Origin of the sequence: Aurantimonas manganoxydans SI85-9A1, assembly GCF_000153465.1 — a bacterium.
Taxonomy (GTDB): domain Bacteria; phylum Pseudomonadota; class Alphaproteobacteria; order Rhizobiales; family Rhizobiaceae; genus Aurantimonas; species Aurantimonas manganoxydans.
This window is the reverse complement of record NZ_CH672387.1, coordinates 107,214-131,262: the sequence shown is the minus strand read 5'-3', so window position 1 is coordinate 131,262 and position 24,049 is coordinate 107,214. Positions and strand designations below refer to the sequence as shown.

Below are 24,049 nucleotides of genomic sequence, written 5' to 3'. Positions count from 1 at the left end.
TCGGGGAGTCAGGTGTCTCAGTCCGCCGGGCTCACGATGACCCCGGACTGGCGCAGCGTGGCGATCGCCGTGTCGTCATAACCCAGTTCCTTGAGCAGCGCGTCGGTGTCCGCGCCCATGGCCGGAGGATCGGACCGGATGCCGAGATCGTGGCCGGCGATCTGGAACGGCAGCCGCGGCAGCCTCGTCTTCGTCCCGTTGGGCATGGTGACGGGCAGAAGCCCGCCGGTCGCTTCCAGATGCGGATCGTCGAACAGATCCGCCGGCTCCGCGATCGGGGCGAAGGGAATGCGCGCCGCCTCGCAGAGCGCGGTCGCCGCCGCCGAATCGAGACCGCGGAAGATCTCCTGGATGACCGGGATCAGCCGGCCGCGCGCGGCGACGCGCTGGTTGTTGGTCGCCAGTTCCGGATCGCTGCCCAGATCATCACGCTGCAGGGCCGCGCAAAAACGCTGCCAGTGGGCGTCGGTGGTGATCCCGACGAACATCTGCTCGCCATCCTCGAGGGTGAACAGCTCGTAGACCGCCCAGGACGAGCGGCGCGCCGGCATCGGCGGCACCTTTTCGTCGATCTGCGAGGCATAGGCCAGATGCTGGCCGACCAGGAACACGCAGGATTCGAACAGGGCAGAGCCGACGGCTGCGCCCTTGCCGGTCTCGCCCCGCTGCATCAGGGCCGCAAGGATGCCGATCACCGCGAACATGCCTCCGGTGATGTCGACCACCGAGGTGCCCGCCCGCAGCGGCTGTCCCGGCGGCCCCGTCATGTAGGCGAGGCCGGTCATCATCTGCACGACTTCGTCCAGCGCCAGCCGGTTGTCGTAGGGCCCCTTGAGGAATCCCTTCAGGCTGGCATTGACGAGGCGCGGATTGAGCGCGGCCACCGTCTCGGCCGACAGGCCCAGCCGGTCCATCGTGCCCGGCGCGAAATTCTCCACCAGGACGTCGGCGCTGCGCACCAGGCGATGGGCGATCTCCTGCCCCTCCGCCGTCTTCAGATCGAGCGCGATCGAGCGCTTGTTGCGGTTGAAGAAGCCGAAGAAGCCGGTCCCGAAGCCTGTCAGGGTCCGGGTCGGATCGCCGCGGGGAGCGGGCTCGATCTTGATCACGTCGGCCCCGAGATCAGCCAGGATCAGCCCGCAGGTCGGGCCCATCACCGTATGTCCAAAGTCGAGGACGCGAATGCCGGCAAGCGGCAGGCGCGTGGCTGGTTCCATGCCCATGGCTCAGCTCCGGATGGACGGGTCGGGGAACGGGGCGCCCACGCCCGGCACGCGGACCGGCATCGAATTGGCGATCATCTCGTCCACGTTCCCCAGCGCAACCATGTTCGCAGCATGCCTTGTCATAAGTCCTCCCCCCTTTGCGAAGCGGGCGTGCGATCTGCTCCGCCGCTACGACGGGCCGCCTCCCCCGGCGGCACGGCATCGCATGCCGAGTCATGCGTGATTGTCCGATCTCTTTCCACCCACCAGCTTCGCCTGAACGGTCACGTCCGATGTCCAATGGAACTGCGCGACCTCGCGGTCTTCGCATCCGTCGCCACGCGGGCATCCTTTGAGACCGCCACCACCAGAGGCGCGACCGGGCCGGAACGGACTGAGAGCCCGCCCCGGACGCACTTGATCCCTCAGGCGGCGCGGCGATAGGCGTTGAGGCGGCCGGCCTTCATCACGCTGCCGGGCAGCGCATGGCCGACGACCTGTTCGGCAAGCCGCGCTGCTTCCGACAGGGCCTCCAGATCGATCCCGGTCTCGATGCCCATTTCCTCGCAGAGAAACGCTAGATCCTCGCTGCACACATTGCCGGCGGCGGCCTTGTGCCCGGCGAACGGACAGCCGCCGAGCCCGGCGACCGAGGCATCGAAGGTGTCGACGCCCATCTGCAGACCGGCAAAGGCATTGGCGATGCCCATGCCGCGCGTGTCATGCAGATGCAGCGCGACCTTCAGGTCCGGCCAGCGCTCGCGCACTGCGCCGACGACCCGCTGCACCGCCGCAGGCGTCGCCCAGGCCATGGTGTCGGCCAGGGAATAGGTCTTGATCGTGACGCCGCATTCCGCGGCGATCTCGAAGGTCTCGGCCATCACTGCGAGGACGCGCGCGACCGGCACCTCGCCCTCGAAATTGCAGCCGAAGGCCGCCATCATCGACGCCCGCTCGACGGTCAGCCCCGCCTCCACATAGCGCGCCACCATGCGCGTCTGGACCCGGCGGTTCTCCGCGAAATCCCGGTTCTGGTTGCGCAGCATGAAGCTTTCCGACGCGACCATCGAGATCGAGCCTTTGAGATCGATCTGGCCGCGATGGGCCAGCGCCCGGTCAAAACCCTTCTCGTTCAGCCACAGCGCTGTGTAGGTCGTGCCCGGCGCGCGGGTGATGCCGGCGACCACGGCGTCGGCATCGGCCATGCCCGGCACTCGGGCCGGATTGACGAAGGACGCCACCTGGATCTGCGGCAGCCGCGCCTGCGACAGGGCATCGATCAGCGCGATCTTGTCGGCCGTCGCGATCGGTCCCTTCTCGAACTGGAAGCCCTCGCGCGGTCCCTCCTCGTTGATCCTCACGCGTGTCGGATAGTCGGCCATGCTGGTCTCCCTGGGTGTTGAACGGACTCTGCGTGGGACCGCCGGACGACATCCCGGCGGTCGGCGACGCTGCCGGATCGGGTCAATCGCCGGTGATGCCGGGCTCGTCCTCGTCGCTGGAGCGCGACGGATATTCCTGGCGCATGGTCTCCTGGTGATCGAGCTTGGAGACCACGGCGCCGAATCGCGGGGTGAAGGAGATCTGCCTCTCCGCCTCGAGCCGGCGGATCGCCTCGCGGGCCGGCGTGCGGCTGAGGCCGAGACGCTCGGCGATCTCCAGTTCCCTGACCCGCGATCCGGGCGGCATCTCGCCGGCCTGGCTGGGGGCTTTCAACTGCTGGTAAACGGTCTCGCCGCGCGAGACATCCGATCTGCTCATGTCGGCCCATGCCCGTTTGGAATCGGCATCCATTTCGAAATGCCGGACGTTCGACCGGAACAATAGCACAGGCCCACCTGCCCGCGCGGCCCCGCATGTCTGCGATGGACCGGTTGCTGAAAGCAACGTGCACTTGCGGTGAGTGCCGATGGCGGACGGGTGCATCGGGGAATGACCGCGGCGAGCGTCAATGGCCGCTGGCATGGAGATCCTGTATCGCTGACCTGCACGTCAGCGACGATGTGCTAGCGGTAGATGTCGCTGGCCGTGACGCCGTCGGCGTGGCAGGCCGGTCAAGAGAAACGACCGGGCCTTTCTGATCAGGCCTGTTCCGTCTCGGCCAGGGGCGCCAGGGCGAATTTGGCGGCGATGGCGTTGAGGTCGGCGACGACATTGTCCGGCAGGTCGATACCCTCGGCGCTGTTGCTGCGCGCACGCTCCATCTCGACCTCTCCGGGCATCTTGATCTCGGAGAAGCCTTCGGCGGTGGCGCTGTCCTTCAGTTCGAGGACGAGATCGCGCACCCGCGCCGCATAGCCGCTCGATGCATGAATGCGTGAGACGTCGATCAGCAGCATGAAATGGCCGATATCCTGTGGCGTCTCGAAATCGCTGTAGAGATTGCCGAGCGAGCCGGCGAAACGGCCGCCCGACAGGACGCCGCACAGCACCTCGACCATGATCGCCAGGGCCGACCCTTTCGGACCGGAGAGCGGCAGGACGACGCCGCGTTCGGCCGCACGACCGTCGCAGGTCGGCTTGCCGTCGGCGTCGAGCGCCCAGCCTTCCGGGATCGCCTCGCCGCGCTTGGCCGCCTCGACCACCTTGCCGCGCGCGACCACCGAGGTCGCCATGTCCATCATGATCGGCGTGCCGCCGTCCACCGGCGTCCCGAAGGTCACCGGATTGGTGCCGATCACCGCCTGCCGACCGCCGAAGACCGCCATGGACGGCGGCGCATTGGTCATCGCCAGCGCGATGCATCCGGCAGCCACCGCCTTCTCGACATAGAAGGAACCGGAGCCGTTGTGGTTGCTGCGGGCGACGGCCGCCACGCAGACCCCCTGCTCCTTCGCCGTGGCGATGGCCGCCTCGACCGCCGCGTCGCTGACCACCGGCCCGGGCCCGTTGTCGCCATCGACCTGCAGGAAGGCTGGCGCCGGCCGCTCGAAGCGGATGTCGGGCCGGGCGTTGACCGCGCCGGCGGCGATACGCTCCGCATAGATCGGAATGCGCGTCAGGCCGTGCGAGCCGTGGCCGCGCAGATCGGCATGGATCAGGACGTCGGTGACCAGCGCCGCATGATCCTGGCTCAGTCCGCTGGCCTCGAAGAGCGCGTTGGCGAACGGCCGGAGCGTCGCAAGGGAAAAGCGGGTCATCGGGTCGGCCTTTCGTCGTCGGTGCCGTTCATCTGGTCGTAGAGGAGCCCGAGGGCCGCGCTGTCGAGTTTGGCGATGCCGCTGTTGCAGGCCGCGACCAGGAGCTGATGGGCAAGGCCCGTCGCCGGCTGGGCGCGCCGGTAATGGGCGCCGACGGCCGCCGCGATGCCGAGATCCTTGCGCATCAGCTCGGCCCGGAAGCCGGGCTCCAGATTGCCCTCGATGTAGCGCAGGGCATGGGCTTCGAGGACGCCGCTGCGCGCCGCGCCGGAGGACAGCACCTCGCGCATCACCTTCGGATCGACACCCGCGGCGCGGGCGAGCGCCACCGCCTCGAAGGCGCCCATCATGTTGACCGCGACCATCAGCTGGTTGCAGGCCTTCACCGCCTGCCCGGCACCGAGCGGACCGACATGGTGGATGTTGGTGCCCATGGCGTCGAGAACCGGACGGGCGCGCGCGACATCGGCGTCGCTGCCGCCACACATGATCGTCAGCTTGCCCTCTTCGGCGCCCTTGCGACCGCCGCTGACCGGCGCATCGACCAGCGCCGCGCCGGCATTCGCCAGGGCGGCCCCCATCTCCTCGGCCTCGAAGGGCGCGATGGTGGAGCAGTCGACGAGAAGCCCGCCGTCCCACTGCGCCGATGCCAGACCATTGTCGCCGGACAGCGTCTGTCGCAAAGCTGCCGCATCCGGCACGCAGGTGACGATCAGCCCCGTGCGGCCGGCGATCTCGGCCGGGCTGTCGACGATCTCGGCCCCGAGCGCCCGGAAGGCATCGGCCTTCTCGGCCGACGAGGTCGTCGCCACCAGCCTGAAGCCGGCCTTCAGGATGTTCTTCGCCATGCCGGCGCCCATCACGCCGAGCCCGATGAATCCGATGGTGTCCGTCATGGGTTCTGTGTCCTTTCGACTGGCGGTACCGTTCCCTGGCGCCGGCTGCGGTAGGCGGCGAGGACGAACAGGGCGAGCGCCGCCACGCCGAGGGTCAGCGAGACGGGATTGGTCAGGAACGGCTCGAACGATCCCTGGGACCGGGTGAGCGCCTGCCGCAGGGCCTGTTCGAAGGGCGGCGTGATGATGAAGGTGATGAGCAGCGGCGCAACCGGGATGTCGGTCCGGTTGAAGATGAAGCCGAGCACGCCCGCCCCCAGCATCACATAGATGTCCATGAGGTTGTTGCGGGTGACATAGCTGCCGGCCACGCACACCAGCGCGACGCAGGGCATCAGGTAGATCTTCGGGATGCGCAGCGTCATCGCCAGCGGCCGCACGGCGAAATAGCCGATCGCGACCATCAGGAGCGTAGCGAACAGCAGCGCGAAATAGATCGTGTAGACGATGTCCGGCGAGGTGATGAAGATCAGCGGTCCGGGCGTCACGCCCTGCAGGACGAGCGCCCCGAGCAGGATCGCGGTGACCGCGTCGCCGGGCACGCCCAGCGCCAGGGTCGGGATGAAGGTCGCGCCGACGACGGCATTGTTGGCGCTTTCCGAGACGGCGACGCCGCGCGGGTCGCCCTTGCCGAAGGTGTTGTCCTTGTTGAGCGACCGCTTGGCGTCGGCATAGGACATGAACGACGCGATCGTGGCGCCGATACCGGGCATGATGCCGATGGCCGAGCCGATCGCCGAGGCGCGGGTCATCGGCATGAGCATGCCTTTGAACTCGGTCCAGCGCAGGCGGTTGGCCTCCACGTTCTCGTCGCCAAGGTCGAACTTGCGCGTGCCCTGGGAGAAGCGGCGGGTGGCCTCCTCGATGATTTCCGCCACGGCGAACAGGCCGACCAGCAACGGCACGTAGGTCAGCCCGTCCATCAGCGCCGTCGAGCCGAAGGTGAAGCGCGGCGTGCCGACCATGGGATCGGTGCCGACGGTGGCCAGCAGCATGCCGATCGCGCCGGACAGCAGCCCCTTCATCAGGGAGTTGCCGGACAGGATGCCGATGATCAGGAAGGTGAAGAACAGCAGCGAAGCGATTTCCACCGGCCCGAAGCGCAGCGCGAAATTCGCCAGTTGCGGGGCGAGGAGCACCAGCAGGACGATGCTGAAGATCGAGCCGAAGGCCGAGGCGATCAGCGAGATCCGCAGCGCCTTGGTCGCCAGCCCCTGCTGGGCCATGGGATAGCCGTCGAAGATGGTCGCCGCGGACGCCGGGGTGCCCGGCGCGTTGAGCAGGATCGCCGAGATCGAGCCGCCGAAGATGCCGGCGCCATAAAGGCCGATCAGCGTCGCCAGCGCCTGGTCCATGGGCATGAAGATGGTCAGCGGCACGGCCAACGCCACCGCGATATTGACCGAGAGGCCGGGAATGGCGCCGATGATCAGCCCCACCGTCACCGAGACGAGCAGGGTGAGCAGGGTGACCGGCTCCATCAAGCCCCAGAAGGCCTGCAACAACGGGTCCATTGATACCCCTTCGGGTGGTTAGAACCACGCCCCGGACGGCAGCGGGATCAGGAAGAGCTTGCGCAGCACCTGATCGACCAGCACCGGAACGGCGAGCGTCAGGACCAGGGCGATGAACCAGCTGGCGGGGCGGTAGACGAGGAACACCGCTCCCATGAACAGCACCGAGGCGGCCAGGAAGCCGATCGAGGGCATGGCGATGGCGTAGACCACCAGCATGACGGTGAAGACGAGGCCTGCGCCGAGCCCGCGGTCGAAGCGGCGATCGCCCTCGGCCGCAGCCGGGCCGCTGGTGGCGAAGACGCCGACGCTCAGGAGCAGCGTCACCGCCCCGGCGAAGTTCGGCAGGGCCGTCGGCCCCACCGAATAGAAATCGCCGGTTCCCATCGCAGCGGCGCTGGCTCCTACTTCCGGGACGAGGATCGCCAGGAAGTAGACGGAGGCCAGACCGCAGACGATGGCGACAACCCGTGTGGCTGTCATTGGGCAGTCTTCGGCGTGTCGCCCATGGCGTCGGCGATCGAATCCGACATGTCGCGCATTGCCTTCTCGAAATCGGCGCCGTTCAGATAGCCCGGCGTGATGTTGCCGCGCTCGGCCAGCGTCTTGAAGGTGTCGGACTCGATCGCCTTGGTGAAGCGGTCCTGCAGATATTCGGCCACTTCGTCCGGGATGCCGGCCGGGGCGACGAGCCCCTTCATGTTCTCCAGATCGACGTCATAGCCAGCCTCGGTCAGCGACGGTACGTCGGGCAGCTGCTCGGCCCGGTCAGAGGTCGTGGCGATGGCGTTGACATTGCCGGCCTCGACCTGCGCCGCGGCGTCGCCCGGCGTGATGATCGCCATGTCGACATGACCGCCGAGCAGGGCCGCAAGCGCCGGCGCGCCGCCCTGATAGGGCACGTGCTGGATCTGGATACCGGCCTTCTTCTCAAACACCAGGAAGGCCGAATGCAGGATGCCGGCAGGACCGGAGGACGCGTAGGCGAGCTTGCCCGGATCGGCCTTGGCCGCCTCGACCACCGCTTCGACGCTGTCGAGGCCACTGCCCTGCTTCGTGACGATCACCATGTGCTCGCGATTGACCCGCAGGATGCCGCGGAAATCGTCGAGGCTGTAGGAAATCTCGCGATGGTTGGGCACCGAGGTGCTCTCGCTGCCGCCGGCGACGAGCAGCGTGTAGCCGTCGGGCTCGGCCTTGGCGACGGTCTCGGCGGCCAGCGTGCCGGATGCGCCCGGGCGGTTCACCACCACCAGCGGCACGGGGAAGAATTCCTGCGCGGCCGAGGCGATCAGTCGGGCGGTTTGGTCGGTGCCGCCGCCGGGCGCGAAGCCGACGATGATCTCGATCGGGCGCTCCGGCTTCCATTCGGCGCTGGCCGGCGACGCCAACGCGGCGGCGGCGAGCCCCATGGTGACGGCAATCGTCTTGACGAATTTCATGATGTCCTCCCTCTTGTGCTGATTGGTCTTCCGACGGGCCGCCGCGGACGGCGCCCCATCCCTCCTCACACGCCTTCGCAGCCCTTGGCCTTCAGGATCTCGTCCACCCAGGCGCGATCCCATCCGGCGCCCGCGATAGCCGCCTGAATGCCGGCTTCCTTCTCCTGCTGAGCCCGCGACGCCGCCAGCACGCTCTCCGCCTCCTCGCGGGGAATGCACACGACGCCGTCGAGATCGCCGATGACGATGTCGCCCGGCGAGATCACCATGCCGTCCAGCGCGATCGGCACGTTCACCTCGCCCGGGCCGTCCTTGTAGGGACCGCGATGGCTGACGCCGGCGCCATAGACCGGATAGTCGTCGACCGCGATCACGTCCATGTCGCGCACCGCGCCGTTGACGACGAAGCCGACGACCCCGCGCGAACGGGCATGGCTGATGATCAGCTCGCCGATCAGCGCGTTGGTGAGGTCGCCGCCCGCATCGACGACGATCACGTCGCCGGGCTGGGCGATGTCGGCCGCCTTGTGGATCATCAGATTGTCGCCGGGCCGGGTCTTCACGGTCAGCGCCGTGCCGGCCAGCGTGCCCCCCTTGTGCATCGGACGCACCGACGGTCCGGCGGCGACCATGCGGTTCAGATTGTCGCTGATGATCGCCGACGGAATCTGCGCGAACGCCTCCACCAGCGATCGGTCACTGCGCACGTGCCCGTTCAGTACACGAAATCCTGCTGCCACTCCGGCCTCCCTGCCGCTCTTCATCACGGGGAGCTTGACCGAGGCCGGTCATTCCGTCCAATACATTGTTGGCACTTCAATGATAGCGACAGGGCATCACTGATGGTCGAGACGCGCCTGCTCCGATCCTTCGTCTGCGTCGCCGAGGAGCTGCATTTCGGCCGTGCCGCCCGCCGCCTTCACATTGCCCAGCCGGCCCTGACCCGGCAGATCCAGCAGCTTGAGGAGCGGCTGCAGGCGACCTTGCTCAATCGCAATCAGCGCATCGTGACCCTGACCCCGGCCGGCCGGATGTTCCTGGAGCGCTCCTACCGGATTCTGGCGGATCTGGAACAGGCAGCCAAGGAGGTGCGACGGGTCGAGGCAGGGCAGGAAGGCCGGCTGTCGGTGGGGTTCATCCACTCCTCCACCTACGGCGTCACGCCACTCGTCCTGCGCCGGTTCCGCCTGGCTTTCCCGCGCGTCGATCTCGAACTGTTCGAGATGACCATCCAGGAGCAGCTGGCGGCGCTGCGCGACGGCCAGATCGACGTCGGCATCCTGCGCCCGCCGATCTCGGATCCCAGCCTGCGCGCCCGGCCCTTGCGCGAGGAGCGCTTCGTGGTGGCGCTGCCGCACGACCATCGCCTCGCCGCCACCGACCGCCTGCATCTGCGCGACCTCTCCGAGGACGGCTTCATTCTCTTCACCCAGCGCAAGAGCCCGCTCTTCTACGCCCGCATCATCGGCATGTGCGAAAAGGCCGGCTTCGTCCCGCGGGTCGAGCAATATGCCACCCAGATCCACACGATGATCGGCCTCGTCAGCGCCGGCATGGGCGTGGCGATCGTGCCCGAGGTTGCGCGCAGCCTGAACATTCCGGGCGTCGCTTACGTGGAGATCGCCGATACACCGCCCACGGTGCAGGTCTGCCTCGGCTGGCGGGCCAGCGACACCTCCCCCATCCTCGCCGCCTTCTGCGATCACGCCGAAACCAGCGCCCGCCTCGCCGCCGAAACCGCTGGCGAATGAAGAGCGGCGTCGGTCTGTTGAGCAGACACAGGCAGCGCGGGCGTGAAGCACACGGCTACCGGAAGGCCGGTGGGCCCGAGCCTGGCCTATCGGCTTCGCATCTGCACCTTTTCGTAGGTCGAGCCCGCTCGGATGAGAAAACCGTCCGTTGGCGACGGTTCTCGGAGATAATCGAGCATTGGCCGGGAAATTTCCTGGGCGTCCTCCTCGTAGAGTCCGCAACCTCGGATCGCCTGTCGGTGATCGACGCGGCGGCCGAGATATTCCATCACGACACGGGCTGCCACCGGCTGGTGCGCCTCGGTCGCCGTGATGCCCATCATCAATCCGATCAACGTCGACACCCGGTTGCGATAGGGTGGATACAGGATCGTCTGCGACATCTCGTTGCCCACCACCGATTCATGATCGATCAGGTGAATCCTGTCACCGACCGGCAGGACAACGCCGCTGTACTTGAACAGATCGCCCGGCGCATGCCGGTTGCCGGCCGGGGTCAATCGCTCGATCGTCTTGTAGTAGGTCATCTCGCCGACCTGGCCCACGCAGACGAGCGACCGCAACACGAAACTCGGCGTGGAGAACGAGTAGAAGTATTTGTAGTAATAGCCGCAATATTTCGCCAGCTGGGCATGCTGGCGCGCCGCATGCTCTGCGATGCGCTTCACGGCAGCCGGCAGCAGATCGTCGGCCTCGTGCTGAACGGGCCTGAGGCGGACGATATCCCGGAACTGGTCGTGGGGCATCAGGATTTCGTACTCGTCGACGCCGAAGAAGTCGCAGATGCGCCGCAGGCTTCGGTTTGAGGGAAAGGCTCCCCCGCCGAGGTATTTCATGAATTGCTGGCGGTTCATCCGCAGTTTGCGACACACGTCGGCCGTCGACCGCTGATAGCTGCACAGGAGTTGAGATTTGGGATGAAATCGGCATTCACTTGGTCGGCTCCTGTCGCTGAGTGACGCTATAGGAACGCCATTCTGCTTCAGATCAAGTCGTTTCTGCCGATTGCGTCGATAGCGCTTCTCGGCCCACACTTTGACACCGACGGCGTTGCGCCGCTGTCCCCGAGCTTCGACACGATCGGGCCCCTCACCCACCACATCGACGATGCCACGCTGATCTTTGCGGCCATGCGCGATCCGTCGGCGACAGTGTCGACTGCCATGTCGGATCCGAACAGGTCGATCGGCATCGTTCGAACACCGCCGCGGGCCGAACTGGACCCGCTCGATCCGGCCGTTGCGGCTGCGTTCCTTGCCAGCATCGCGGCCCTCTCGGACGATGGCCTATTGGTGCAGCCACTCGTCCTGCCGCGTGCATTCGTCGACTATCAGGCCGAGACCGGCGCGATCATGGCGAAGGAGGCTTATGGCGCGCTGCGCCACCTCGTCGAGGATCCCGACCTGCCGCTAGACCCGGCCGTGCGCAGCCGCGTCCGCCAGGGCGCCGCCATCGACGATGTGGCTCACGCCGTACGGGTCGCTGCGCGTCACCAGGCGCTTGGCGCACTCGAGGAGATTCTCGGAAAGGACGATGTCATCCTCTTGCCGACGACGCCGTTTCCCGCCTGCCGGCTGGCCGATGTCGACGAGGCAGTCTTCCCCATGTCGCGCCTGACGAGACTGGCGAACTATCTCGATCTCTGCGCGATCTCGGTGCCGGTGGCCACGACCGCGATCGGCCTGCCCATCGGCATGCAGATCTGCGCGCGACACGGTCGCGAGGACCTCGTCATGGCCGTGGCGGCAAAACTGCAGGCTGCCATGCAGCAGCGCAATCTGGTCATTGAAGACTGAACGTGAACCGGTCGTGCCTGCCGCCCACCGGCTGCAGACAGGTGAGTGCGGTTCGCCACCTTTGCCGGCTATCGCCACACATCGAAGATGCAGGAATTCGCATCTCAAGCGAACGCGCGGAAGAGCACTCGACTCCATCGCGATGCGGCGGCCGGACTGAACAGCGGCTAGATATCCAGGATTGGTCGAGGCCCGCTGCGGAAGGCCCATCTGGCGAAGGTTCTTTCCGACATCAGTCCAATCAGAACCGAAATCGCAGCCGTCGCCGCGACGGCAAAGACCAGGCGGCCGACGAGGACGCCCGTCGCATCGGCGCCGAGCGCGACGACGACCAGCGTGTCTTCGATGACGCCATGGGCAAAGCCCATGAAGACGCAGGCGAGAAATATCTGGCGCGGGGAAATCGCGCCCGATCGCGCCTCGCGGATCAGCAGGCCGCCGCCATAGGAGATCCCAAGAAGCAGGCCGACCGCCGTGAACTCTCCCGCCTCCCCGCGTATTCCGGCGAGCCGCAGGAGGGGCGCCAGTCCTCGCATCATGAGGTCCAGCAGCCCGGTGGCCTTCAGGATGTCCAGCATCCATGACAGAGCCAGGAAGATGACAAGCATCGTGGCCATCGTCTCCAGCAGGCCGAGAAGGAAGTCCCCCCAGCCTGGCTCGACGTTCATCGGTATCCAGGCAGGATTCACCGGGGACGCCAGCCAACCGGTCGCCATGAGCAAGCGGTGCAGCAGGAAGGCGTAGAGGACACCACCGAGGAGGCGGAGGACCGTCGTGACGATCAGCGCCGGCCCGGCCTTCTGGATGATCTTCTGCTCGATGGGCAGGCCATGGGCGAACAGCAGAAGCGCCGAGAAGACGGTGATGTCGCCGACGCTCAGATCGGCCACCGGCACCAGCACGTAGATCAAGGGAATTGCCCCCCAGATCCCGACCAAGAGCCCGCTCAACCAGGCAAGGCCCAGTTCCGGGGGCAGGCCGAAGACTCGCATCACCGGCCCGAATGCGGGAGCCATGGCCTCGATCACCCCCATCCGCGACAAGATCTCGGTGAGGATCGTGATCGGCACCACGATCCGGGCGAGCATCCAGTAGATGGCGAGCGTCTCCTGCGTCCTGCGAAGCGCCCGGTTCAGAAGCGGCATCGGCGGTCGTCCCGGAAAAGGGTCATGAGAGGCCCCGACTGCCGCCCATGCCAAGTGAAGGAACGATCAGCCAAGCCTTGCGGTGGCGGCTGGACCTCGCTCAAGCGAGCGCCTCGGCCGGATGACCCCAGCCTATGAGCCAAGCGCGCCGACTGCTTGCGGCTGGATGCCTGTCGCCAGTCGCTCGCCTTCCGAGGCGTCAGCCACCTTCTCGCGCTGCTTAGGACGAACATGTCTCTAAGCCCGCCTACCCGCTCGAAGTCAGGTCCGATGACCCTCCGGGGGCGGGTAGATCTGGGACAGTTGGTCGAGGTGCCCTCGCATCTCGGCAGCCGCCCGATCGGGATCATGGGCTTCGAGAGCCGCAAAGATGCGGGCATGGGCAGCGTAGGCTGTCTCCATCTGACCACTGTTCAGCAGGCTCGTCCGGCGGACCTCCCGGAGCCACTCGTCGATTGCCACGAAGAACGCGTCGATGATCGGGTTTTCCACGACCCGGGCGATCGCGGAGTGAAACTCGACGTCGGTGCGCCCGAACTCGTCCATGTCGCCCACGGCATTACGGTTCCGCTCCAGTTCAGCCCGAAGTCCGGCGATCTGGTCTTTGGCAATGCGCTCCGCGGCAATTCGGGCGACGCCCGTCTCGACGATCGCCCGGATCTCCATGAAGGAGCGCAGGCCGCCCGGTTCGGTCAGATGGAAGGCCGCGGCCTCCGACAGCATGCCGAGGAGAAAGTCCGGCCGGGGCCCGCAAACACGGGCGCGCGTGCCCGGCCGGGTCTCGATGAAGCCCTTGCTTTCCAGCGCGGCGGTCGCCTCGCGCACCGTGAGCCGCGAGACGCCGAACTCATCCATGAGGTCGCGTTCGGAGGGTAGCGCGTCGCCCATCTCGTAGACCCCGGCGCGAATGTCGGTCGCCAGCATGTCCACGAGATCCTCGTGCATGCGCCGCCGCCGCACGATCCTCCCCGCACGTCTCTGTCTGGCCGGCTTGGCCTTCTCGGTGTCAGCGACCACTGCGCTCTCCCCTTTTGCCAGGATCGATAGAGCGATGAATGCGCCCGTTGACAAGCCTAGTCAGCATGCGCCAGAAAGTCATCAGCTGGCTGGAACGTCTGATGGTCGGACCAGTTTGCAGCGGAGCCGCCATCCGGGAGGGATGCGGTCCGACTCGCCAATTGGGAGGTTCTTCATGCAGAAATCTTTGTTCGCGGCGCTGGTTCTCGGCGCTGCCAGCGTTGCCTTTCCGGCGCTTGCCGAGGACATCGCCATCGCGCTCCACGTCGAGCCCGGCCACGAGATGTTCCAGGTCGGTGAGCGACTGAAGAAGAACATCGAGGAGAAATCCGAGGGTCGCTTCACGGTCACGCTGCTTGGCACCGAAGTCGGCGGCGAGCGCGATCACCTCGAGGGCGCCAGCAGCGGCGAGTACCAGATCGCACTGGGCGGCTCGATGCCGATGACCCTGTACGCGCCGAAATATGCGGGCGCTGACCTGCCCTTCGTGTTCGATGCCAGCGCCGACGCCAAGAAGGTCTATGAAGGCGAGATGGGCGAGCAGCTGCGCCAGGCCGTCCGCGAGACCGGCAATCTGGAGCTGGTCGGCCTGTCGATCCGCAACCCGCGCAACCTCACCTCGAAGAACCCGGTGAAGACTCCGGACGACATCCAGGGCGTTCGCATGCGGGTGCCGGAAATCGCCCCCTGGGTGCAGATCTGGACGGAAATCGGCGCCCTGCCGAGCCCGATCGCCTGGCCGGAGGTCTACACCGCCCTGCAGACCGGCGTCATCGACATGCAGGAAAATCCCGTCGACTACATCTGGTCGGGCAAGCTCTTCGAGGTGCAGTCCTACGTCGCCAAGACGCAGCACGTCTATTCGTTCTTTCACTGGCTGATGAACGAGGATTTCTACCAGGGCCTCTCCGAGGAGGACCGGGCGATGCTGCAGGAATCCGTCGACGAGGCAATTGCCTGGGGCGACGAGCTGGTCACTGGCAACGAGGCCAAGCTGTACGAGCAGCTCCAGGAGAAGGGCATGCAGGTCGTTGAGCCGGACGTCGCCGCGTTCCGTGCCAAGGCGGCCCCGGCCATCCGCAAGATAGCGGACGGCTTCGCACCTGAGGTCCGGGACTACGTCCTGTCCAAGCTGAACTGACGCATCCTTAGCATGCGGCACGCCCGTCCAGCGACGGGCGTGCCGTCGACTGAACGGTTTCGGGGGGATCGCGCGGTGGCGTCGATTGAGCAGGGAAGCAGCGGCTTTCCGAACAGACTTGCAGGCTATTTCTGGCGGTTCGTCGAGGTCGTCATGACCCTCGCCTTCATCGCCATGCTGGTCGTGATGTTCATCCAGGTGGCATCGCGCTACGCACTCGGCATCGGCGTCCCCTGGACCGACGAGACGTCCCGCTTTCTCTTCATCGCCGAGATCTTTCTCGGCGCGGCCATCGCCCAGCGATACGGCGCGCAGATCAGGATCACCGTCCTGCTCGACCTGCTGTCGGCGCGCGTGCGGCGCTGGTTCGACATTCTCGGCGACGTCCTGACGGCAGCCATCGCCATTCTGGTGGTCGTCGGCGCCTTCGAGATGATGGGCCGGACCCAGAATGTCAGCGCCAGCACCATCCCGGTCTCCTTCGCCAATCTCTACCTGATCCAGGCGGTCGGTCTGATCATGCTGATCGCCCTCCTCCTCAAGGACATCGCCGACGCTTTCCGCGGCGCAGGTCAGACGGACAGCATGTCATGATCATTTTCCTCGCCCTCTTCGGCACGCTTCTCCTTCTGCTCTTCATCGGCGTGCCTGTCGGCTTCGCGATGATCGGCGCCTCGATCTCGGTGCTCGCAGCCACACGTGGCTTCGACAGCATTCCCTACGAGATGCTCGCCCAGCGTACCCTCTACGGCGTCAACAGCTTCACCCTCCTCGCCATCCCCGCGTTTCTGCTGATCGGCCGGCTGATGAACGCCTCCGGCATTTCCGACCGCGTCTTCAACATCGCCCGCTCGCTTGTCGGGCATCTGCGCGGCGGCCTCGGCCACGTGAACGTCCTGTCCAGCATGATCTTCGCAGGCATGTCCGGCTCGGCCGTCGCCGATGCGGGGGGCCTCGGCCCGCTGCAGATGCGGGCCATGGAGCGCGACGGCTACGACCGCGGCTTCAGCGCGGCGGTCACTGCCAGTTCGGCGACCATCGGACCGATCATTCCGCCGAGCATCCCTGCCGTGATCTATGGCGCGCTCGCCAATGTCTCGATCGCCGCCGTGTTCCTCGGATCCATCGTTCCTGGCGTATTGATGGGTCTCGGCCTGATGGCCCTCGTCGCCTATCTGTCGCACAAGCGCGGCTATCCGATCGCCAAGCGTGCGACTCTTCGTCAGATCGCCGCCGCCTGCAGTGCGGGCTTCCTGCCAATCCTGACGCCGATCATCATCATCGCGGGCATTTTGTCCGGCATCTTCACGCCGACCGAGGCCTCGGCGATTGCCGTGGTCTACTGCACCCTCATCGCCTTCCTGGTCTATGGCACCATCACGGTGCGCGAGTTCTGGGTGATCTGCAAGGATACCGCGATCGACACCGCGGCACTCCTCGTGATCATTGCCGGCTCCGCCCTCTATGCCTGGGTTCTGGCGCGCTATCAGGTCACCTCGCAGATCATCGACTACCTCGCAGCCAACATCGACAACAAGTATGTGCTGCTGGCGCTCCTCAACGTCTTCATCCTGCTGGTCGGCTGCTTCATCGACTCGGTGCCGGCGCTGTTCCTGCTGACGCCCATCCTGACCCCGCTGGTGGTCAGCTACGGGATCGACCCGGTGCATTTCGGCGTGATGATGATCTTCAACCTGATGATCGGGCTGGTGACGCCCCCGGTCGGTACGGTTCTGTTCACCGTGCAGCGGGTGGCCGACATTCCCTTCGGCCACCTCGTGAAGGAAATCCTCCCCTTCTACATTCCGTTGTTCGCGATGCTGATCGCGATCACTTTCGTGCCCTGGCTGGTCCTCGCGGTTCCGAACCTTCTGCTGAACTGAGCCCGGACAACTTTTCAAAACGGAGCATTCTGATGGCAACCCTCGTCTTCGGCGGGCTAGGACATGTCGGGTCCTGGATTTCCCATGATCTGGCAGCACGTGGCGAGGATGTCGTGATCTTCGATCTCGGCGCGGCCGGCCTCGACGGATTGGGCCTCGACTATCTCGAGCCCTATCGCGACCGGCTGACCTTCGAGAACGTCGACGTACTCGATGTCCACACCCTGTTCGAACGGATGCGCGCCTATGAAGGGCGGATCGACGCCGTCATCTTCGGCGTCGCCGTCATCGCCGGTCCGAACTTCGCCAAGCGGCCGTTCCGCCACATCCAGATCAACACGGTCGGGATGCTGAACGTGATCGAGGCCTGCCGCATCTTCGGCGTGCCGAAATTCATCAATCTCAGCTCCGGCGCCGTCTATGGCGACCAGGCCGGCGGCCAGACCGAGGACCTGCCGGTCAAGGTGACCGACCTCTACGGAGCGACCAAGGCGTCGAACGAGGTGCTGGCACTGCAATACGGGCAGACCTACGGAATCGACGTTCGCAACGCGCGGCTCTATTTCGTCTACGGCCCGGGCAAGCTGCCGTCGCGGATGCACGTGCTCTACCAGGCGATGTTCGGCCCGCTGGAGGGTCCGACCGAGGCAGATTCGCCGAAGGGCGGCGACCAGTCGCTCGACTGGACGCATGTCCGCGACACGGCGGCCGGCGTCGTCGCTCTGCTCGACGCTCCGGCGGATGTGTCAGGTGAGGCCTTCAACATTTCCAGCGGTGTCGCCGTGGCCCATCGCGACATTGTCGGTCACGTCGCCGACATCGTCGGACACGAAAGCAAGGTCACGCTCGGCTCGGGCCTGTTCTTCGAACGCGGTGCGCCGCTGGACATCTCCAAGGCTCGTGCGCGCCTGGGTTTCGAGCCCCGCTTCGCCGACATCCGCGAGGGCCTGCGCGACTATCGCGCGTGGCTGCAGGGCGCCCGCCCTCACTGATCTCACGAACTGCGGAGAGGAAACATGGATCAGCGGATCGTCGCCGAATACATCCTCAGAACGGCTGGGGATCCGCATCGTGTCGCGGATATCATTGCCGGCGAGCAATCCTCGGGGACATTCATCGCGATCCCCGGAGAGAGCGAGGAACTGAAGGCACGATCCGCCGCCACGGTCGATCGCCTGGAGGAGATCGAGGATAGCGGTCTGCCGATGCTGCCGGGCGCGATTGGGGAAGCTCCGCGCAGCTATCGGATGACCCTGTCCTGGCCGCTTGCCAATGTCGGGCCGTCGCTGCCGAACCTTCTGGCCACCCTCGCCGGCAATCTCTTCGAGCTCCGCGAGGTCGCCGGACTCAAGCTGGTCGATCTGCGCCTGCCCCCAGCCTTCGCAGACCGCTATCCCGGTCCGGCCTTCGGCGTGGAGGGAACGCGGCAACTGACAGGCGTTGTGGATCGTCCCGTGATCGGCACCATCATCAAGCCGTCGATCGGCCTGAACCCGGCCGAAACGGCCGCATTGGTGGACCAGCTCTGCGACGGCGGCATCGATTTCATCAAGGACGACGAACTGCAGGCCGACGGTGCGATCTGTCCCTTCGAGGAGCGGCTTGCGGCTGTGACGACGGTGATCGCGCGCCATGCCGAGCGGACCGGCCGCAAGGTGATGTATGCCGTCAATCTGACCGGTGAGATCGACGAGATGCTCCGGCGGCACGACCAGGTCGAGGCGGCCGGCGGCACCTGCGTCATGGTCAGCCTCAACAGTGTCGGCCTGACAGGCCTGACTGCCCTGCGGCGGCATGCCCGCCTGCCGATCCACGCGCACCGCAATGGCTGGGGCTATCTCGGCCGCTCGCCGGACAACGGCTGGTCCTATGTCGCCTGGCAGAAGATCTGGCGGCTGGCCGGCGTCGACCACATGCATGTCAACGGCCTGGCCAACAAGTTCTGGGAGCCGGACGACAGCGTCGTCGCTTCGGCTAAGGCGTGCCTGACACCGCTGTCCCCGGCCCGCCCGGACGTGGTGATGCCGGTCTTCTCGTCCGGACAGAGCGTCAAGCAGGCGGAGGGCACCTGGCGGCATCTGGGGTCGCCGGATCTCATCTACTGCGCGGGCGGCGGCATCGTCGCGCATCCCTCGGGAATCGCCGCCGGGGTGCGATCCCTGCGAGAAGCTTGGGACGCCGCGATGCAGGGCGTGCCGTTGCAGGAAGCCGCCGCAGCCTCGCCCGACCTGGCCGTCGCCGTGAAGACGTTCGCATGACGGGCGGATTGCCGGACGGCGTCCTCCTCGCCTTTTATGGAGACGACTTCACCGGATCGACCGATGCCATGGAGGTCACCGCCTTCGCCGGGCTGCGCACCGTGCTGTTCACCCGCACGCCCAACGCGCGGGATCTCGCCAGCTTCGCCGACTATCCGGTGGTCGGCATCGCCGGAACCGCGCGCTCGCGAAGCCCGGAGTGGATGGACCAAAACCTGCCGGGCCCGTTCCGGGCGCTGGCCGACCTTTCGCCCAGAATTCTCCAGTACAAGGTTTGCTCGACCTTCGATTCCGCCGCAGACGTCGGCTCGATCGGACGCGCCATCGATATCGGCGACAGCCTTGTCGCCGGCCCCTGGTCGCCGTCGATCGTCGGCGCCCCGCAACTCGGCCGGTGGCAGGTTTTCGCCAATCTCTTCGCCGCCGCCGGCGGTACACGCTATCGCATCGATCGGCATCCGACGATGTCGCGGCATCCCGTGACACCCATGCGCGAAGCTGATCTGCGCCTGCATCTGGCCGCGCAGACCGAACGGGACATTGTCGCGATCGACGTCGCGGCGATCGCCGGCGGAACCGCCGACGAAGCCGCCGACAGGGTACGCGACAAGCCGGGTACGATTGCCTTCATCGATGTCGCCGACGAGATGACGCAGGCCGAAGCCGGCCGGCTCGTCTGGGACGGCAGCGACGAACCCGTGTTCAGCGCGTCCTCCTCGGGACTGCAATACGCGCTGGTGGCGCACTGGCACCGGGCTGGGATGTTGGCTCAGACCCCGGCCCCGTTCGCGCCGGTCCCGCCGGTCGATCGCCTGCTGGTGCTGTCGGGCAGCTGCTCGCCGGTCACGGCCGAGCAGATCGAGATCGCCGAAGCGAGCGGCTTTGAAACTATCCGTCTCGACGTGGTGCAGGCCATCGCCCCCGAGACCGCGGCGACTGAACTCGCCAGGATCGAGACGGCGGTCGACGCGGCGATCGAGCGCTGCGGCCGCGTCATCGTCTTTGCCGCCAGGACCGTCGACGATCCGGCCTTCGCCGCCCTCCAGCGGACGGCCGCCGATCGCAACATTTCCTTTTCGGACGCCCAGGATTCCATCGGCCGTGCGCTCGGCCGGATCGCCGCCACGGCCGTCCCGCGCCTTGGCCTGCAGCGGATCGTCGTTGCGGGAGGCGATACGTCCGGGCGGGTCCTTGAGGCGTCGCCGGTGACGGCGCTGGAAATCGCGCACCCGCTCGGCAAGGGAGCGCCGATCTGCCGCTGCCACAGCCGCGCACGGGAGTTCGATGGACTCCAGGTGGTTCTCAAGGGCGGACAACTCGGATCGCCGTCACTGTTCGTTGATGCTCTGGGAACGCGGCAAACGTTCTGATCACGGTTCCAAGAACGGCTTCGAAGGCCGTGGTCTTGCGGAACTCCGAGACCGGCGACAAAGCCGTCCGCCACTTCCCGCTCGTCCAGATCACTCGCGGCCAGGTTGGGCAATGAGGGGCCGAAAGGAGACTGGCAGCTTCCAAGCATCTACAGATGCGAAAGCCGCCATTCAGCATCCGGTCCCTGTAGATCGTTCATCGGCGTTTCGCGAAACCTGGAAGCGGACATCCGCTGCCGATGAACTGAAGGCGATCAGCGTGTCGCATCAAGGAATGCTCGGACCATCTCGACCGTCGCCTTTGGATTTTCTTCCATGATCCAATGCCCGGAGCCAAGGACGATCGCCTCCTGCACATCGGTGGCCGCAAAGCGCATTACGGTCGCCATCGTGGGCCCGAAGGAGTATTCCCCTCCGACTGCAAGCACGGGCATCGTTAGCTTGGCTGATGCGAGAAATGCTCGGTTGTCGATGACATCCTGGTCAAACGCGGCAAACTGAGAAAAACCCGAATGCATGGCACCGGGTAGCGCGTAAAGCTTGGCATAATGCTCGCGGGCATCTTCCGTGAACTTCACGGGATCTGCGGAGAACTCGTTCCAAAATCGATCCAGGTAGATCCGCTCCCGACCCTCGACCAGGCGCTCCATATCGGGACCTCCAAAGCGAAAGTGCCAGAGGAGAGGGTTCTTCAGGATCTCTTCCCACGGACCGATGCCTGGGACCGGGGCATCAATGAGAACGAGGCGGCTAACGCGCGTGGGGTACTGCGCGGCGAATGCGTACCCGACCATGTTGCCGATGTCATGCGCGACCAAGTCCACGCTTGCAATCTTCAAAGCGTCAAGGACAGCAGCGACATCCTGCGCCTGGGACTTCTTGTCGAAGCCGCCTCTCGGTTTCGAGGACAAACCGAGACCGCGCAAGTCTGGAACGACGACCGTATGGTCGTGCATCAGGTCCTTGGCCATCGGCACCCACATGTCGCCTGTCTCACCATAGCCGTGAAGAAGGAGGACAGCCGGTCCCTGTCCCCCATACCGGACATGGATCGTCGCTCCAGGTGCGGCGATCTCCTCGACTTGAAAGCCTTCAGGAAAAGTGAATGCATCGGTCGCGAGCACTGGTTGCGTTGCGAACAAAGCCGCAAGGAGCGTCGCTACGCATGCGAGTTGGTGTATCATTGTTCGGACTCCGGTCAAGAAAACCGAACGGCGATTGATGGTCCGGCTGTCTAGGTATGACTGCGCCGCGGCTTCCAGATAAGGATGCATATCGCGGAACTCGTATCCGGAAACGCCGAACGATGATGAAGCTTGATGGGCTCGCCGCCTTCGTGGCTGTCTCGGAAGCTGGCTCGATCAGCGAAGCCGGCCGGCGCCTTCGGCTTTCCAAGTCCGTGGTCAGCGAGCGGCTGGCCGAACTCGAGCGCAGTCTGGGAACCATCCTCGTCAGACGAACAACGAGGCGGCTCACCTTGACCGACGACGGCGTGGCGCTTCTCGATCGGGCAATCGGCATCTTGCACGATGTCGAAAACACGGCCGCCGACGTGGCACAGCGTCGGGGAAAATTGATAGGGCCTCTTCGGATCTCCGCTCCGGTCACCTTTGGGCGCATGCATCTCGGGCCGGCCATCTGCGACTTCCTTGCACAGCATCCCGGCATCGAGCTGTCTCTCGTCTTGGACGACCGGCGTGTCGACCCCGCGGCCGACGGATATGACGCGGTGATCAGACACGGGACGATCGACGATACCCGCCTCGTTGCTTGGCAGCTTGCGCCTAGTCTGCGCCTGCTTGTTGCGTCTCCTGCCTATCTCGATTGCTGGGGCACGCCTCGATCCCTCGATGAACTCACGTCCCATAGAGCCATCTACTACATAAACCGTGGCGTGGCAGACTGGCGGTTTGCCGAGGCAGGCACCTCGACAGCACGGGTTATCCGCGCCCCTGCAGGGCTTCATACCAACAACGGCGACGTGATGAGGGATGAACCGCGCCGGGTTTTCCGGAGACCTCATTTCCTGAGAGAATGGGGTCATCATGACAAAATCGACATCGAAGAGATATTCGCCAGAGGTTCGTGAGCGGGCTGTCCGAATGGTGCGAGAGCATCGAGCTGATCACGCTTCCCGGTGGGAGGCGATTTCATCCATTGCGGCCAAGATCGGCTGCTCAGGCGAGACGCTGCGCAAGTGGGTGCAGCAGGCCGAGCGTGATCAGGGCGGTCGTGCTGGACAGACGAGCGAGGAACGGGACCGGATCAAGGCTCTTGAACGCGAGGTCCGCGAACTTCGCCAGGCCAATGAGATCCTGCGCAAGGCGTCGGCGTATTTTGCCCAGGCGGAGCTCGACCGCCGGTTCAAGCCATGACAGCGTTCATCGACAATCATCGTGACGTCTATGGGGTCGAGCCGATCTGCCGGGTTCTGCCGATCGCCCCGTCGACCTACCACGAGCACGCTGCTCGCAAACGGGATTCGTCTCGCAGGCCGGCCCGGGAGCACCGCGATGGCAAGCTCTGCGAGGACATCCGCCGCGTCTTCGAGACGAACTTCGGCGTCTACGGCGTCCGCAAGGTCTGGCGCCAGATGAAGCGCGAGGGCATCGACGTTGCCCGCTGCACGGTCGCCCGGCTGATGAGAAGCATGGGCCTGAAGGGTGTCGTGCGTGGCAAGCCGGTGAAGAGGGACTGTCAGGAATTCCGTGTGTGAGCGGGCATAATGGGACCGAAGGAGAGACCCATGGCCCGCCGCAAAGAACCCAGCATTCCTGACGCGCTTCTCGACCAGCTTCTGTCTGGCGCCGATCCGAAGACTGCCTTCGACCCGGGCGGTTTGCTCGACGGCCTGAAGAAGGCATTCGCCGAGCGTGCCCTGAACGCCGAGATGGATCACCATCTGGCCGGCGAGAACGGCGCCGGAAACGGCCGTAATGGCTACGGCCGCAAGACCGTGACGACGGACAGCGGCAAGTTCAATCTTGCCGTGCCGCGGGATCGGCAGGGCAGCTTCGACCCGCAGCTCATTGCCAAATATCAGCGGCGGTTCCCGGGCTTCGACGAGAAGATCATCTCGATGTATGCCCGGGGAATGAGCAATCGGGAGATTGTTGGGCACCTTCACGATCTCTACGGCGTCGATGTTTCTGCGGACCTGATTTCGGTGGTCACGGACGCCGTTCTGGAAGAGGTCGCCGCCTGGCAGGCCAGGCCACTGGAGGCGGTCTATCCGATCGTGTTCTTCGATGCTCTGCGTGTGAAGATCCGCGACGAAGGCTTCGTCAGAAACAAGGCGGTCCACATCGCCCTTGGCGTGCGCGCCGACGGCACCAAGGAAATCCTCGGCCTCTGGCTCGAGCAGAACGAGGGCGCCAAGTTCTGGCTGCGGGTCATGAACGAGATGAAGCACCGCGGCGTTGAGGACGTCCTGCTTGCCATCGTCGACGGCTGAAGGGCTTTCCTGAGCCATCGTCGCCGTCTTCCCTGAA

At 65.6% G+C, this 24,049-nt stretch carries 22 protein-coding genes, 2 pseudogenes and 1 other annotated feature; of the genes and pseudogenes, 11 read left to right on the top strand and 13 right to left on the bottom strand.

The annotated features are described in order from the left end of the window. Nucleotides 1-17 precede the first annotated feature (17 nt). The 9 genes from SI859A1_RS00935 to SI859A1_RS00895 all read right to left on the bottom strand — a co-directional run bounded on the left by SI859A1_RS00935 (nt 18) and on the right by SI859A1_RS00895 (nt 8,937). Nucleotides 18-1,217 (bottom strand): CaiB/BaiF CoA transferase family protein, encoded by a 1,200-nt coding sequence (locus SI859A1_RS00935; protein ID WP_244400848.1) that lies wholly within the window; start codon nt 1,215-1,217, stop codon nt 18-20. Between the two features lie 413 nt (nt 1,218-1,630). Then, nucleotides 1,631-2,587 carry a hydroxymethylglutaryl-CoA lyase gene (locus SI859A1_RS00930; RefSeq protein WP_009208003.1) on the bottom strand — a complete coding sequence of 319 codons (957 nt, stop codon included), beginning with the start codon at nt 2,585-2,587 and terminating at the stop codon, nt 1,631-1,633. Nucleotides 2,588-2,669: 82 nt separating this feature from the next. Beyond that, a complete protein-coding gene (locus tag SI859A1_RS21715; protein ID WP_161600097.1) occupies nt 2,670-2,966 on the bottom strand; it encodes a GntR family transcriptional regulator in 297 nt (98 codons plus the stop codon). Between the two features lie 320 nt (nt 2,967-3,286). Further along, complete coding sequence (locus SI859A1_RS00920; protein ID WP_009208002.1) at nt 3,287-4,345, bottom strand: Ldh family oxidoreductase; 1,059 nt, start codon at nt 4,343-4,345, stop codon at nt 3,287-3,289. Beyond that, on the bottom strand, nt 4,342-5,241 hold the full coding sequence (locus SI859A1_RS00915) for an NAD(P)-dependent oxidoreductase (protein ID WP_040324940.1): 900 nt from the start codon (nt 5,239-5,241) through the stop codon (nt 4,342-4,344). Before SI859A1_RS00915 ends, SI859A1_RS00920 begins: the two co-directional genes overlap by 4 nt. Beyond that, on the bottom strand, nt 5,238-6,743 hold the full coding sequence (locus SI859A1_RS00910; RefSeq protein WP_244400846.1) for a tripartite tricarboxylate transporter permease: 1,506 nt from the start codon (nt 6,741-6,743) through the stop codon (nt 5,238-5,240). Before SI859A1_RS00910 ends, SI859A1_RS00915 begins: the two co-directional genes overlap by 4 nt. 30 nt (nt 6,744-6,773) lie before the next feature. Further along, on the bottom strand, nt 6,774-7,238 hold the full coding sequence (locus SI859A1_RS00905; protein WP_009208000.1) for a tripartite tricarboxylate transporter TctB family protein: 465 nt from the start codon (nt 7,236-7,238) through the stop codon (nt 6,774-6,776). Beyond that, nucleotides 7,235-8,197, bottom strand: a complete 963-nt coding sequence (locus tag SI859A1_RS00900) for a Bug family tripartite tricarboxylate transporter substrate binding protein (protein ID WP_244400844.1) — start codon at nt 8,195-8,197, stop codon at nt 7,235-7,237. Before SI859A1_RS00900 ends, SI859A1_RS00905 begins: the two co-directional genes overlap by 4 nt. Before the next feature lie 65 nt (nt 8,198-8,262). Further along, complete coding sequence (locus SI859A1_RS00895; protein ID WP_202797858.1) at nt 8,263-8,937, bottom strand: RraA family protein; 675 nt, start codon at nt 8,935-8,937, stop codon at nt 8,263-8,265. Between the two features lie 102 nt (nt 8,938-9,039). Between SI859A1_RS00895 and SI859A1_RS00890 the strand changes: the two genes are divergently transcribed. After that, on the top strand, nt 9,040-9,948 hold the full coding sequence (locus tag SI859A1_RS00890) for a LysR family transcriptional regulator (RefSeq protein ID WP_009207997.1): 909 nt from the start codon (nt 9,040-9,042) through the stop codon (nt 9,946-9,948). Nucleotides 9,949-10,034: 86 nt separating this feature from the next. Here SI859A1_RS00890 and SI859A1_RS00885 read toward each other — a convergent pair whose 3' ends face one another. Beyond that, entirely contained in the window at nt 10,035-10,784 is a 750-nt protein-coding gene (locus SI859A1_RS00885; RefSeq protein WP_161600096.1) for a transcriptional regulator, read from the bottom strand. A gap of 138 nt (nt 10,785-10,922) precedes the next feature. Between SI859A1_RS00885 and SI859A1_RS00880 the strand changes: the two genes are divergently transcribed. Further along, entirely contained in the window at nt 10,923-11,744 is an 822-nt protein-coding gene (locus SI859A1_RS00880) for an amidase family protein (RefSeq protein ID WP_081451299.1), read from the top strand. Between the two features lie 167 nt (nt 11,745-11,911). On the opposite strand, the gene SI859A1_RS00875 is transcribed toward SI859A1_RS00880, so the two are convergent. Further along, nucleotides 11,912-12,889, bottom strand: a complete 978-nt coding sequence (locus SI859A1_RS00875) for a nucleoside recognition domain-containing protein (RefSeq protein WP_009207994.1) — start codon at nt 12,887-12,889, stop codon at nt 11,912-11,914. 261 nt (nt 12,890-13,150) lie between these two features. Continuing rightward, a complete protein-coding gene (locus tag SI859A1_RS00870; RefSeq protein ID WP_040324936.1) occupies nt 13,151-13,834 on the bottom strand; it encodes an FCD domain-containing protein in 684 nt (227 codons plus the stop codon). Nucleotides 13,835-14,081: 247 nt separating this feature from the next. Here SI859A1_RS00870 and SI859A1_RS00865 point away from each other — a divergent pair, with 247 nt between their 5' ends. From SI859A1_RS00865 to SI859A1_RS00840, 6 genes are all read left to right on the top strand, one after another. Next, a complete protein-coding gene (locus SI859A1_RS00865; protein WP_040324934.1) occupies nt 14,082-15,047 on the top strand; it encodes a TRAP transporter substrate-binding protein in 966 nt (321 codons plus the stop codon). A gap of 75 nt (nt 15,048-15,122) precedes the next feature. Further along, complete coding sequence (locus SI859A1_RS00860; protein WP_244400840.1) at nt 15,123-15,641, top strand: TRAP transporter small permease; 519 nt, start codon at nt 15,123-15,125, stop codon at nt 15,639-15,641. Continuing rightward, complete coding sequence (locus SI859A1_RS00855) at nt 15,638-16,930, top strand: TRAP transporter large permease (RefSeq protein WP_009207990.1); 1,293 nt, start codon at nt 15,638-15,640, stop codon at nt 16,928-16,930. The genes SI859A1_RS00860 and SI859A1_RS00855 overlap by 4 nt, the downstream gene beginning before the upstream one ends. Before the next feature lie 32 nt (nt 16,931-16,962). Next, nucleotides 16,963-17,922: an NAD-dependent epimerase/dehydratase family protein gene (locus tag SI859A1_RS00850; RefSeq protein ID WP_009207989.1), complete on the top strand. Its 960-nt coding sequence runs from the start codon at nt 16,963-16,965 to the stop codon at nt 17,920-17,922. A 24-nt stretch (nt 17,923-17,946) separates the two neighbouring features. Beyond that, the gene (locus tag SI859A1_RS00845) at nt 17,947-19,188 is read left to right on the top strand and encodes a ribulose-bisphosphate carboxylase large subunit family protein (protein ID WP_009207988.1); all 1,242 of its coding nucleotides are present in this window, start codon (nt 17,947-17,949) and stop codon (nt 19,186-19,188) included. After that, on the top strand, nt 19,185-20,558 hold the full coding sequence (locus SI859A1_RS00840) for a four-carbon acid sugar kinase family protein (RefSeq protein ID WP_009207987.1): 1,374 nt from the start codon (nt 19,185-19,187) through the stop codon (nt 20,556-20,558). Before SI859A1_RS00845 ends, SI859A1_RS00840 begins: the two co-directional genes overlap by 4 nt. 254 nt (nt 20,559-20,812) lie before the next feature. Here SI859A1_RS00840 and SI859A1_RS00835 read toward each other — a convergent pair whose 3' ends face one another. Beyond that, entirely contained in the window at nt 20,813-21,742 is a 930-nt protein-coding gene (locus SI859A1_RS00835) for an alpha/beta fold hydrolase (protein ID WP_040326112.1), read from the bottom strand. A 122-nt stretch (nt 21,743-21,864) separates the two neighbouring features. Between SI859A1_RS00835 and SI859A1_RS00830 the strand changes: the two genes are divergently transcribed. From SI859A1_RS00830 to SI859A1_RS00815, 3 genes and pseudogenes are all read left to right on the top strand, one after another. Next, a complete protein-coding gene (locus tag SI859A1_RS00830) occupies nt 21,865-22,647 on the top strand; it encodes a LysR family transcriptional regulator (RefSeq protein WP_009207985.1) in 783 nt (260 codons plus the stop codon). Next, a pseudogene (locus SI859A1_RS20645) lies at nt 22,604-23,247 on the top strand (IS3 family transposase); the annotation flags it as partial. The gene SI859A1_RS00830 and the pseudogene SI859A1_RS20645, both read left to right, overlap by 44 nt. Further along, nucleotides 22,888-23,004, top strand: a sequence feature (AL1L pseudoknot). (Overlaps the previous pseudogene by 117 nt.) A 57-nt stretch (nt 23,248-23,304) precedes the next feature. Next, nucleotides 23,305-24,049: pseudogene (locus SI859A1_RS00815) on the top strand (IS256 family transposase); the annotation flags it as partial.

Coding starts and splice junctions, on each gene's coding strand:
- SI859A1_RS00935 (WP_244400848.1), bottom strand. CDS start 1,217: ATGGAACCAGCCACGCGCCTGCCGCTTGCCGGCATTCGCGTCCTCGAC.
- SI859A1_RS00930 (WP_009208003.1), bottom strand. CDS start 2,587: ATGGCCGACTATCCGACACGCGTGAGGATCAACGAGGAGGGACCGCGC.
- SI859A1_RS21715 (WP_161600097.1), bottom strand. CDS start 2,966: ATGAGCAGATCGGATGTCTCGCGCGGCGAGACCGTTTACCAGCAGTTG.
- SI859A1_RS00920 (WP_009208002.1), bottom strand. CDS start 4,345: ATGACCCGCTTTTCCCTTGCGACGCTCCGGCCGTTCGCCAACGCGCTC.
- SI859A1_RS00915 (WP_040324940.1), bottom strand. CDS start 5,241: ATGACGGACACCATCGGATTCATCGGGCTCGGCGTGATGGGCGCCGGC.
- SI859A1_RS00905 (WP_009208000.1), bottom strand. CDS start 7,238: ATGACAGCCACACGGGTTGTCGCCATCGTCTGCGGTCTGGCCTCCGTC.
- SI859A1_RS00900 (WP_244400844.1), bottom strand. CDS start 8,197: ATGAAATTCGTCAAGACGATTGCCGTCACCATGGGGCTCGCCGCCGCC.
- SI859A1_RS00890 (WP_009207997.1), top strand. CDS start 9,040: ATGGTCGAGACGCGCCTGCTCCGATCCTTCGTCTGCGTCGCCGAGGAG.
- SI859A1_RS00885 (WP_161600096.1), bottom strand. CDS start 10,784: ATGAAATACCTCGGCGGGGGAGCCTTTCCCTCAAACCGAAGCCTGCGG.
- SI859A1_RS00875 (WP_009207994.1), bottom strand. CDS start 12,889: ATGCCGCTTCTGAACCGGGCGCTTCGCAGGACGCAGGAGACGCTCGCC.
- SI859A1_RS00870 (WP_040324936.1), bottom strand. CDS start 13,834: ATGCACGAGGATCTCGTGGACATGCTGGCGACCGACATTCGCGCCGGG.
- SI859A1_RS00865 (WP_040324934.1), top strand. CDS start 14,082: ATGCAGAAATCTTTGTTCGCGGCGCTGGTTCTCGGCGCTGCCAGCGTT.
- SI859A1_RS00855 (WP_009207990.1), top strand. CDS start 15,638: ATGATCATTTTCCTCGCCCTCTTCGGCACGCTTCTCCTTCTGCTCTTC.
- SI859A1_RS00850 (WP_009207989.1), top strand. CDS start 16,963: ATGGCAACCCTCGTCTTCGGCGGGCTAGGACATGTCGGGTCCTGGATT.
- SI859A1_RS00845 (WP_009207988.1), top strand. CDS start 17,947: ATGGATCAGCGGATCGTCGCCGAATACATCCTCAGAACGGCTGGGGAT.
- SI859A1_RS00840 (WP_009207987.1), top strand. CDS start 19,185: ATGACGGGCGGATTGCCGGACGGCGTCCTCCTCGCCTTTTATGGAGAC.
- SI859A1_RS00835 (WP_040326112.1), bottom strand. CDS start 21,742: ATGATACACCAACTCGCATGCGTAGCGACGCTCCTTGCGGCTTTGTTC.
- SI859A1_RS00830 (WP_009207985.1), top strand. CDS start 21,865: ATGATGAAGCTTGATGGGCTCGCCGCCTTCGTGGCTGTCTCGGAAGCT.